The 10,002-nt window shown below is 64.3% G+C and carries 12 protein-coding genes and 4 tRNA genes; 8 read left to right on the forward strand and 8 right to left on the reverse strand.

What is annotated here, in order from left to right; genetic code table 11:
* On the forward strand, positions 1-1,145 hold a 1,145-nt coding region (locus A5698_RS04100; RefSeq protein WP_353651804.1), incomplete at its 5' end, for a helix-turn-helix domain-containing protein.
* A complete protein-coding gene (locus A5698_RS04105; RefSeq protein ID WP_231967297.1) occupies positions 1,126-1,962 on the forward strand; it encodes a GSU2403 family nucleotidyltransferase fold protein in 837 nt (278 codons plus the stop codon). The genes A5698_RS04100 and A5698_RS04105, both read left to right, overlap by 20 nt.
* 167 nt (positions 1,963-2,129) lie before the next feature.
* Here A5698_RS04105 and A5698_RS04110 read toward each other — a convergent pair whose 3' ends face one another.
* The 4 genes from A5698_RS04110 to A5698_RS04125 form a co-directional block, all read right to left on the reverse strand.
* A complete protein-coding gene (locus A5698_RS04110; RefSeq protein WP_084792244.1) occupies positions 2,130-2,381 on the reverse strand; it encodes a hypothetical protein in 252 nt (83 codons plus the stop codon).
* Positions 2,382-2,483: 102 nt separating this feature from the next.
* Positions 2,484-2,557: transfer RNA gene (locus tag A5698_RS04115), tRNA-Phe, on the reverse strand.
* A 42-nt stretch (positions 2,558-2,599) separates the two neighbouring features.
* A tRNA-Asp gene (locus A5698_RS04120) sits at positions 2,600-2,676 on the reverse strand.
* 34 nt (positions 2,677-2,710) lie between these two features.
* Positions 2,711-2,783 (reverse strand) — tRNA-Glu (locus tag A5698_RS04125).
* A 139-nt stretch (positions 2,784-2,922) separates the two neighbouring features.
* Between A5698_RS04125 and A5698_RS29805 the strand changes: the two genes are divergently transcribed.
* The 3 genes from A5698_RS29805 (at position 2,923) to A5698_RS04135 (ending at position 5,051) form a co-directional block, all read left to right on the forward strand.
* Positions 2,923-4,509: an RNA-guided endonuclease TnpB family protein gene (locus A5698_RS29805; protein ID WP_353651805.1), complete on the forward strand. Its 1,587-nt coding sequence runs from the start codon at positions 2,923-2,925 to the stop codon at positions 4,507-4,509.
* Positions 4,472-4,547: transfer RNA gene (locus A5698_RS04130), tRNA-Lys, on the forward strand. The genes A5698_RS29805 and A5698_RS04130 overlap by 38 nt, the downstream gene beginning before the upstream one ends.
* Before the next feature lie 165 nt (positions 4,548-4,712).
* On the forward strand, positions 4,713-5,051 hold the full coding sequence (locus A5698_RS04135) for a hypothetical protein (protein WP_068293603.1): 339 nt from the start codon (positions 4,713-4,715) through the stop codon (positions 5,049-5,051).
* Between the two features lie 12 nt (positions 5,052-5,063).
* On the opposite strand, the gene A5698_RS04140 is transcribed toward A5698_RS04135, so the two are convergent.
* A complete protein-coding gene (locus tag A5698_RS04140; protein ID WP_068293607.1) occupies positions 5,064-6,098 on the reverse strand; it encodes an oxygenase MpaB family protein in 1,035 nt (344 codons plus the stop codon).
* 68 nt (positions 6,099-6,166) lie between these two features.
* Between A5698_RS04140 and A5698_RS04145 the strand changes: the two genes are divergently transcribed.
* Positions 6,167-6,751 (forward strand): TetR/AcrR family transcriptional regulator, encoded by a 585-nt coding sequence (locus A5698_RS04145; RefSeq protein WP_067080878.1) that lies wholly within the window; start codon positions 6,167-6,169, stop codon positions 6,749-6,751.
* A gap of 6 nt (positions 6,752-6,757) precedes the next feature.
* Here the strand turns inward: A5698_RS04145 and A5698_RS04150 are convergent, their stop codons facing one another.
* The 3 genes from A5698_RS04150 to A5698_RS04160 form a co-directional block, all read right to left on the reverse strand.
* Positions 6,758-7,186, reverse strand: a complete 429-nt coding sequence (locus tag A5698_RS04150) for a PASTA domain-containing protein (RefSeq protein WP_068293610.1) — start codon at positions 7,184-7,186, stop codon at positions 6,758-6,760.
* A gap of 162 nt (positions 7,187-7,348) precedes the next feature.
* Entirely contained in the window at positions 7,349-7,774 is a 426-nt protein-coding gene (locus A5698_RS04155) for a hypothetical protein (RefSeq protein ID WP_231967298.1), read from the reverse strand.
* Positions 7,775-7,890: 116 nt separating this feature from the next.
* Complete coding sequence (locus A5698_RS04160) at positions 7,891-8,349, reverse strand: PASTA domain-containing protein (protein WP_068293613.1); 459 nt, start codon at positions 8,347-8,349, stop codon at positions 7,891-7,893.
* Between the two features lie 212 nt (positions 8,350-8,561).
* Here A5698_RS04160 and A5698_RS04165 point away from each other — a divergent pair, with 212 nt between their 5' ends.
* Both A5698_RS04165 and A5698_RS04170 read left to right on the forward strand, forming a co-directional pair.
* Positions 8,562-9,560 (forward strand): acyl-ACP desaturase, encoded by a 999-nt coding sequence (locus A5698_RS04165; RefSeq protein WP_067080869.1) that lies wholly within the window; start codon positions 8,562-8,564, stop codon positions 9,558-9,560.
* Positions 9,557-10,002: tRNA dihydrouridine synthase (locus tag A5698_RS04170; protein ID WP_197506648.1), on the forward strand; the 446-nt coding region annotated here is incomplete at its 3' end. The genes A5698_RS04165 and A5698_RS04170, both read left to right, overlap by 4 nt.

The following is a 10,002-nucleotide window of genomic DNA, read 5'->3' on the forward strand; positions in this document are numbered from 1 at the left end:
AACCCCCTTGTTCCGGAGCCATCGGAACAGGTATGTTTTCCGAACAGGAGATACTCATGACTGAACCAATCACTCCACCGCCCGGCACGGAGGCGGAGATCTTGACCGAGTGCACCGCACTACTCCGCGATCGTCTACCTGACGACTGGCGAGTCGACATTCAGAGACCGCCGATGGACGCAGCCATAGACGCGATCCTGGCACTCACCGCACCCGCGGGTGAGCAGGTTCGGTTCCTCGTAGAGGCGAAGAGGCTAGTCGCCGGCCGCGACGTTCCTAGGATCTCGGAACAGTTGCAGTGGGCGGCAGATCGCGAGCTCATCGACACCGAGACCATGGTCATGTCCCGATACCTGGCGCCCCCAGTTCGCGAGCGGCTATCGCAGGGGAACATGTCGTTCATCGACGCCACCGGCAACATCTTGATCCAGTCGTCACGTCCCGCGCTGTTCGTTCGCGACCGGGGCGCCGATAAAGATCCATGGCGAAGCCCGGGCCGGCCGCGCGGATCGCTGGCAGGTGAGCCCGCCGCGCGTGTAGTCCGGGCACTCATCGCAAAGCGGGGGCCGTGGTCGGCGCGCGATCTCGTCGGCGCGTCCGGGGCATCCACCGGCGCAACGTACCGGGTGTTGGAGTTCCTTCAAGAAGAGGGGCTGGTGGAGAAGATGGGAACGGACTACGTCCTGAACGACTGGCCAACCCTCCTACGCCGATGGAGTCGTGACTACAGCTTCTTGCGCACCAACCGCACGTCAAGCTACATCGAGCCTCGCGGCCTAGAGGCGCTGCAGAGCAAAGTTGCTAATTCTCGGTACTCGCAGTACGCAATAACGGGAACGATCGCGGCAGCGCAGTGGGCGCCATACGCACCCGCCCGCGCGGCGATGGTCTACGTCGATGATGCGGCGCGTGCAGCAAAAGCATGGGGCCTACGGCCAGCGGATAGGGGCGCCAATGTGATTCTCGCCGAACCTAAGTACGACGTCGTGTTCACCGGAACCGGTACCAATCGCGACGGTGCTGTCATTGTCGCGATTGAACAGGCGGCAGTAGACCTACTCACGGGTCCGGGCCGAAACCCCTCTGAGGGAGAGGAACTCATCTCATGGATGGAGCGAAACGAAAGTGAGTGGCGACGTGGATGACCTTCTCGTCAAAGCCCGTTCAGCCCTACTGGACGCACTTGAAGCCCTGAATGAACAACACAATTCGATCGTCGTGGTCGGCGCGCAGGCCATCTATCTTCACAGTGGCCACGCTGACGTTGCAATCGCCGAGGCAACTAAGGACAGCGACCTGGCGGTGGACCCTCGGGAACTCCCCGAAGAGCCACTGCTTGAAGAAGCGATGAAGCGAGCTGGCTTCTACCCGAACGTGAACAAGCAACCGGGAGCATGGCTAAACCCGGCAGGTATCCCGGTCGATCTGATGGTTCCAGATGCGTTGTCGCAAGGCGGTCGGTCTCATCGCGGAGCCCGAATCCCACCCCACTCCAACCACGCAACAAGGCGGACCGTCGGCTTGGAAGCCGCCGTGGTGGACAACGAGCTCCGCACGATATCTGCGCTCGACCCTGACGACACAAGGACTTTCGAAGCCCGAGTCGCCGGGCCAGCCGCACTCTTGATTGCGAAAATCCACAAGATCCATGAACGGCGCGACCAACCTGACCGCCTCAACGACAAGGACGCTCACGATATCTACCGCCTGCTTCTGGCAACAACCGACACGGCCGCACTCGGATCGAGCTTTCAGCGCCTACTGACCGACCCGATCTCCAAGACGGTGACCGAGCAGGGCCTCGATCGGCTGCGACCTCTTTTCGCCGACGGCCCCGATGCACTTGGATCGGTCATGGCAGGTCGGGCAGAGGAAGGGATCGGCGACCCCGACCTGGTGGCAGCTTCTGTTGCCGCACTTGCAACTGATGTGCTCGCTGCCGTCGCGGATGCGCCCGGGTAACCACCCGACAGCGCGAAATACCTGCGTTGCAATCGGCGAGCAATCACCCCAGGCCTGCGGGCATGCTCTACGTGAGCTCCAACAGATCCACCTTCCCCTGGTCGGTGAACCACACCGATGAACACGGGGAAGTGCAGCCTGTGGGCCGTTGCACGACAAGTACGGGATCAGCAACAGTGCGGGTCGAGGTGCTCACGGACGACCGCAAGGTCCCGTGTGCGGTCACGGGCGATCCGCTTCGACTTCACCGTGAAGGCGGACTTCTCGATCACGATGAGCTGCATCCCGTGTTGGGGGATCTCGGTGCGCTTGCGTTCGTCGTAGCGGCGGCGTTGCTCGGCGCGGCTGACCCCGGAAACTGTGTGGCGCCGGTCGAAGAACGCCACCGCTTCTGAGTGCTGCTCCTCCTGGAACTCCACGACGAGCCCAAGGCTAGGCCAGTACCCGTCGACGGGGAGTTCCGTACCGCGCGGTCGCGACGGTGACGGGTCTCCGACCCGTGTCGATGCAGGAAACTTGAGTGGCCAGGGCCGGGATCGAACCGGCGACCTTCCGCTTTTCAGGCGGACGCTCGTACCAACTGAGCTACCTGGCCCGGAAGGCACCGGTCGGGCGTAACCCAGATGCCTCGCCGCAATGGCGACCCTGACGGGACTTGAACCCGCGACCTCCGCCGTGACAGGGCGGCGCGCTAACCAACTGCGCCACAGGGCCTTGCTGTGCGTCCCATCGTACGGGTCGCTGCGTGTACCCCCTACGGGATTCGAACCCGCGCTACCGCCTTGAAAGGGCGGCGTCCTAGGCCGCTAGACGAAGGGGGCCAGCCGAATCTCTCCGGGGTACTCGCAACGCGATGACGTTGGGAGCTTCAGTAGCTTAGGGTACCGGCACCCGAATCCTCAAACGAGGGCCATGCGGGCTCACGAGATTGTCGGTAGCCAGTGGGAACCTGGTTGCAGGATGACGCGCCACACCACCTTCAAATTCTGCCTCGACCCGACGGCCGAGCAGCGTGACGCGCTTACCCGTCACGCGGGAGCGTCCCGCTTTGCCTACAACCAGTGCGTTCGAATGGTCCAATCCGCAATGCGTGCTCAGCGCGCTGGCGAGCGGATAGCAATGCCGCGCACCGGATTCGATTTGATCATCGCGTTCAATCGATGGAAGAAGTCCGAAGCTGCAGGTCGGGTGTGGGCCGTGGCCAGTGATGGATCGGCCGAGCTCATATCCACCGGCCTGGCATGGCGCGACGAAATATGCCAGCAGGTATTCGAAGAAGGGGCGGTCGACTGCGCGCGAGCCTTGACGGCGTGGTCTGACTCGCGCTCCGGACGACGTAAAGGCGGGAGGATCGGGTTTCCCAAATTCAAGAAGAAAAAGAGCACGCCTCCTGCCTTCCGGATGCGCAATACCCAGCGCAAAGGCCGCCGACCCGCGATCCGCATAGGTGACGCCGGCCGCACGCGCTCCGTCAGCTTGCCCCGGATCGGCGTCGTGGCAGTCCACGACGACACTCGCCGACTTCGGCGAATGCTCGCTACGAACCGGGCCAGGATTCTTTTCGCGACTGTCAGCCATCGCGCCGGTCGATGGTGGGTTGCGCTGAACGTGGAAGCCGAAGATCTACACCCGGCGCTTCGTCACCCTCCACGGTCAGATGCCGATCGCAGTGGCTGGGTCGGTGTAGACCGTGGGCTGATGGCATTCGCAGTCGCCGCTGATGTATCTGGAGCGCTGGTCACACGCGTCGGCGCTCCGCCGCAGCCCCTGCGCAGGGCTGTGACTCGGCAACGACGACTGGCTAGGGAGCTTGCCCGCAGGAAGCGAGGGTCACACGGACACGAAATCACGCTTCTGAAACTTCGACGACTCCATCATCGGGTCGCAAACGTTCGACGGCACTTCCTGCACGGGGTATCCAACTCGCTGGTCAAGAATCACGACCGGCTAGTCCTGGAGGATCTGAATGTAAGCGGGATGCTTGCCAATCACCGCCTAGCGCAGGCTATCTCGGATGCGGGGTGGTCTGAGTTCGCCCGTATTCTGCGGTACAAGCAAGCGTGGCGCGGCGGACAATTGGTTTATGCGAACCGCTACTTCCCTTCTACGAAGAGATGCTCGCGCTGCGGTGCGGTGCGTACTCAAATGGAACTTGGGGAGCGGTTGTTCAGCTGCGAATGCGGTCATACTGCCGACCGCGACCACAACGCCGCGGTGAACCTGGCCCTCTGGGCTCAAGAAACAGCCGATCAACCCCCGGACCCCCAAGCAGGAGGCCGGGTTACCAACGCCCGCGGACGGAACGGCGGAAACCAGCTCGGCGCTCGTGCTGGCTACGTTGCTCCGATCGAAGCGGGAACCAAGGTTCGCACCCATAGTGAACTGAGGACACCCGAGGAGGGTGGTGCCACCTCTCAGCCGAGAAGTGACACGCTGGATAGCTCAGTTGGTAGTCACGCGCGGCGGCAGCGGTTGCGCGACTCAGAAAGTCCTCCGATAGAGTGGCTGCGCCCCCGTAGCTCACTCGGAAGAGCAGCGGACTTTTAATCCGCGGGTACGGAGATCGAAACTCCGCGGGGGCACCACAACCCCTTTAGGACGCTGCCGATTCCTGACAACTCTCTAACTGATGGAGCGCGCGAGTAAGTAGCGGGCCGTTTCGGCGGTGATCCGCGAGTGTCAAGATCAACCCAAACCAATCCGTCAACGCCAACGGGCTCTGAGCAGCGGCATTGAGGTAAGTTCCGGACATGACACGTCGCCGTGTCCACTTGCTGGCCAAGCGAATCCTCCTGGCGCTGGTGGTCGCGGCTGGCGTTGCCGTCATCGCCGCAACGCCGATCGCATCCAATGCCTGGTTCGCAGTGACGGAGCCGGCGTATGTCATTCCCGCGGAATCGTCGCCGTGGCGCTTTACGCCCATCCAGATGAACGACGGTTCGGGCGACTGGTGGGTCTACGGTCAGGACGACCGCAACTACTACTTCTTCACCGGCTCGGGTGATCCGCCGTACGTCGTGTTCCCCAAGGCGAGGGCGACCTCTTGCGCCGGGTTCCGGCGTGACGATCACCGCACCTGGTGTCGGTGATCGGACGTCGAATCACACCTGCGGGCAATAGAACTGGGGCTGACCGCGGTACTCGACCGGCGGCAGGTTGCGTGCCGGCGTCTCGACCAGCTGCGCGTCGGCGGGCAGTCGACCCGTCGCGCGATCCATCGCCGAGCGCTTGCGCGGGTGCATCAGCCACCGCCTCGGCAACACCTTGGTGGCGAACGTGACGACATCGCAGAAGCGCCGGTGCAGCCACTCCTGCCGCGGTGACCAGGTGTAGCCCATCAGCTCTCGCACCGGCGGGTCATAGAGCGCGACGGTCATGAACGTCAGGAAGCGCTGCATCACCTTCAAGTTCAACCGCCACAACGGATTCGGGATCCACTCCAGCGAGGGGTGCTTGGGCATGGTCGAAAGGTCCATCACCTCGCGGGCCGCCCAGTTGTTCTCCAAGACGTTGCGGCACATGTGATCCCAGTACTCCTGGAATTCTTCCCACGTCTTGGGCACCGGACGCATGCTCATCCCGTACATCCGGTACCAGGTGATGTGTTCGTCGAACAGCCGGCGCTTCTGGTCCTCGGTCAGCCCGCCGCCGAACTTCTCGGCCGCCAGCAGGGTGGACTTGAAGAAAGTCGCGTGGGCCCAGTAGAAGACGTCGGGATTGAGCGCGCTGTATCGCCGGCCGCGCTCGTCGGTGCCCTTGATGCCGATGTGGTAGTCACGCACCTCCGCACCCGTCTTCGGCGCGCGCTCACCATCGAAGACCACCCCGCCGATGGGGTAGATCGAGCGCAGCAGCCGCGGGATGCGCTCCATGAAGAAGATCGAGTGATCCTTGACGGCGGCACCCAGTTGCGGGTGCATGTTCTGCATCGATCCGGCCCACGTGCCCTGGAACAGGCCGGTCCACTGGCCGAAGTACCTCCACGTCAGCGAGTCGGGCCCAAGCGGCAGGGGCGGCGCATCGTATCCGCCGGACGTCACCGGACAGCCGGCCGCCATTCCGGACCCCATCGCCTGCCCGGCGGGCGCGTGGTGCTCCCAGGACACGGGGCATGATTCCGACGTATCTTGAGTCACTGGTGTACTTCCGTCCGGTTGGATCAGATTCTGACTACGGGCGTTGTCATGCCGAGCTTAGGAGGGTTGTGCCGTCCGGTCAAAGACGGGGCCGATGGTCCGGCGTGCCGCTGCAGGACCGTCAGGTGCTCCGCCGCGACGAACTCATCGCCGCGGGTGTGGGGCTTCTCGGCGCCGCCGGGGGCCCGTCCCTCACCGTCCGCGCCGTATGCCGGGCGGCCGGGTTGACCGAGCGCTACTTCTACGAAAGCTTCGCCGATCGCGACGAGTTCGTCCGCGCGGTCTACGACGACGTGTGCGCCAAAGCGATGGAGACGCTGTCTTCTGCGCAGACACCACGTGACGCGGTCGAACGATTCGTGGCCCTGATGGTCGACGACCCGACACGGGGCAGGGTCTTGCTGCTCGCGCCGACCAGCGAGCCGGTGCTGACGCGCTCGGGCGCCGAATGGATGCCCAGCTTCATCGAGTTGCTGCACCGCAAGCTCACCCGCGTCACCGATCCGGATCGGGCGGCGATGGCGGCCACCGGCTTGATCGGCGCCCTGACCGCGTTGTTCATCGCTTACCTCGAGGGCAGGCTGACCGTGACGCGGGAGCACTTCATCGACTACTGCGTCGAGATGCTGCTCGGCCGGGTCTCGAGCTATTAGACGGCCCTACTCGTCGGGCGTGACCGGCGCTTCCAGCTCTTCGAGTTCCTGGTTCTCGGCTTCCTCTTCGGCCTTCGACTTGGCCGCACGGCCGAGCGGATTGGCAACCGACGCACCGGGATTGGTCGCGGTCGCGTAACCGCCCGCACAGTTCAGCGCGAGATGGACCTGGCTGCCGGAGGCGTCGATGCGCAGAAACGACGCGTCCCAGGCGTTGGTGACGATGCAGTCGCCCTGGTCGAGCTTGTCCCCCACTCGGGCGGCCACCACCGCCGTGCCACCCTCCTCCTCGATGGCCGACGCCGCATCGGAGTACGTCTGTCCGACGACGTCGGGAGCGGCCGTCGCCTTCGGGGTAGTCAACAGCGCTGTAGTCAACAGCGCCGCGCTCAACAGCATCGTCGACACCGCAGCGCCGACCCCCAGCACTCGCATTCGCATGCTCTGCTCGCCTCCATGAGTGTGCGCCGGGACGGGTGCGGCGTGCGGCCGTCCACCCCGGCACGGATTCCACGCCACCCTCACGGGGTCATGTGAACGCGGTGATGCGGGAGGGTTGACGCCGAGTGAAAATCGTTGCGGGTTGTGAAGACTGCGTTACTCGTCGGGCGTGACCGGGTTTTCCAGTTCCTGCTGTTCCTGGTTCGCGGCTTCCTCTTCGGCCTTCGACTTTGCCGCACGGCCGAGCGGATCTGCCACCGACGCACCGGGATTCGTGGCGGTCGCGTACTCGCCGGCGCAGTTCAGCGCGACGGACATCTCACTCGAGTCGGCCTGATCGATACGCAGGAAGGACGAGTCCCAGATGTTGGTGACGATGCAGTCGCCGAGGTCGAGCTTGTCGCCGACCCGAGAGGCGACAACCGCCTTGCCTCCGGCGTTCTCGATCTCCTCCTGGGCGTCGGAGTACTTCATACCCACCACGCTCGGAGCGGCGGAGGCGATGCCCGAACCCAGCAGAACGGCCGACGTGGCCGCGACGCTCATCACCGACATGCAGCCGATCGAGATGACCCTCTTCACGTGCCCCAAACCTCCGTGTCCGGGCGATGACCGCCGTGTAAACGCTGGCCGCAGTCTATTGCGGTTCGATATACACCGCCACCGGAAGGAGGCGCGAAGGTCTGGGCGCCGAAAGCTCAGTTGTCCGGCGTCACAGGAGCGGTCAACTCCTGCTCCTCCAGAGTGGCCGCTTCGCGGGCGGCCTTGGTCTCTCGGCGTTGCTGTTCGGCCTTGGCGTCGCGGCCCACCGGGCTCATCGCCGAGTTGCCCGGCACCCCGGGCGCGGCCAGCGCGCCGTTGCAATTCAGCGCGACCATCACATCGCTGTTGGCGATCGGGCGACCACGTGAGTTGGGCCGCCGCACCGCCGCATCCCATGCGTTCGTCACCAGGCAGTCACCTTCGTCGGCGCTGCTGCCCACCCGAGTCGCGACGACGGCGTTACCGCCGTATTGCTGGATGATTCTCTTGGCGTCTTTATAGGGGCGGTCGACAACGTCGGGGACGGCGCCCGCCTGACCCGCGCCGATGAGCGCGGCGCCCGCAGCCACCGCCGCGGCGGTTGCGCTTACCAATAGATGGCGAAACGTGAGCAACGCCCGTCCTCCGAGTCTCCAGTGATGCCGAATACCGGGCGCGGGAGTTTGCCCGACGGGATACTACAACGACAGGTGCGTCTGATGGGGCGGTTGTGACACCGTTGCCGGAACTTGAATGTCACCGGGGTACACAGATATATTGAGTGCAACCAACGGGTACAGATATCTAACTGGGTGGGGCTCTCGCACGCGAGAAGGAGTAAGGATCAATGCACGAGAACTTGACTGACCTACATCTGCTGCATGAGCTCGAGCCTGTCGTTGAGAAGTACCTCAACCGGCACCTGACAATGCGCAAGGACTGGAACCCGCACGACTACATCCCGTGGTCGGACGGCAAGAACTACTATGCGCTGGGCGGCGAGGACTGGCATCCGGAACAGTCGCAGCTGTCCGAGGTCGCGCAGGTGGCGATGATCCAGAACCTGCTGACCGAGGACAACCTGCCGTCCTATCACCGCGAGATCGCGATGAACATGGGCATGGACGGCGCGTGGGGCCAGTGGGTCAACCGGTGGACCGCCGAGGAGAACCGGCACGGCATCGCGTTGCGCGACTACCTCGTCGTGACCCGTGCGGTCGATCCCGTTCAGCTCGAGCAGCTGCGTATCGAGCAGGTCACCCGCGGTTTCTCGCCCGGCCAGAACCAGCAGGGCGACCTCTTCGCCGAGAGCCTCTTCGACTCGGTCATCTACGTGACCTTCCAGGAGCTGGCCACCCGCGTTTCGCACCGCAACACGGGTAAGGCGTGCAACGAGACCATCGCCGACCAGCTGCTCGCGCGGGTCTCGGCCGATGAGAACCTGCACATGATCTTCTACCGCGACGTCAGCGAGGCCGGCTTCGAGATCGCGCCCGACCAGGCGATGCACTCGCTGCACCGCGTGCTGCGCAACTTCAAGATGCCCGGGTACACGGTTCCGGAGTTCCGCCGCAAGGCCGTGATCATCGCCGTCGGCGGCGTCTACGATCCCCGGATCCACCTCGATGACGTGGTGATGCCGGTGCTGAAGAAGTGGCGGATCTTCGAACGCGAAGACTTCACCGGCGAGGCCGCGCGGATGCGCGACGACCTCGGCGTGCTGGTCGAGGAGCTCGAGGAGGCCTCGCAGAAGTTCGAGGAATCCAAGCAGCGTCGCCTCGAGCGAGAGGCACGCAAGGCCGAGAAGGCTTCCGCGAAGAAGGTCTTGGCCTCCTCGACCTCATGACGGTTCTGGCCGACAGGTGCGAACTGCTGATCGGCCCGATACGGCTCCGCAGCCCAGTCGTACTTGCGCCGATGGCCGGTGTGACCAACGTCGCGTTCCGCACCCTGTGCCGCGAACTCGAGTTGGCGCGGGCGGGCACGGTCAGCGGGCTCTACGTCTGCGAGATGGTCACCGCGCGGGCGCTCGTGGAGCGTCATCCGGGGACCATGCACATGGTGACGTTCGCGCCCGACGAGAACCCGCGCTCGCTACAGCTGTACTCGGTCGATCCGCAGAACACCTACGCCGCGGCGAAGATGATCGTCGACGAGGGGCTCGCCGACCACATCGACATGAACTTCGGCTGCCCGGTGCCGAAGGTGACGCGCCGCGGCGGGGGCGCTGCCCTGCCGTACAAGCGCCGATTGTTCGGCCAAATCGTCGCCGCGGCGGTGCGGGCCAC

This window comes from Mycobacterium sp. E136 (assembly GCF_001666865.1).
Classification (GTDB): domain Bacteria; phylum Actinomycetota; class Actinomycetes; order Mycobacteriales; family Mycobacteriaceae; genus Mycobacterium.

Bases quoted from the DNA above. Each gene is read 5' to 3' on its own strand.
- A5698_RS29805 (WP_353651805.1), top strand. From the start codon at position 2,923: ATGACGCGCCACACCACCTTCAAATTCTGCCTCGACCCGACGGCCGAG.
- A5698_RS04135 (WP_068293603.1), top strand. From the start codon at position 4,713: ATGACACGTCGCCGTGTCCACTTGCTGGCCAAGCGAATCCTCCTGGCG.
- A5698_RS04150 (WP_068293610.1), bottom strand. From the start codon at position 7,186: ATGCGAGTGCTGGGGGTCGGCGCTGCGGTGTCGACGATGCTGTTGAGC.
- A5698_RS04165 (WP_067080869.1), top strand. From the start codon at position 8,562: ATGCACGAGAACTTGACTGACCTACATCTGCTGCATGAGCTCGAGCCT.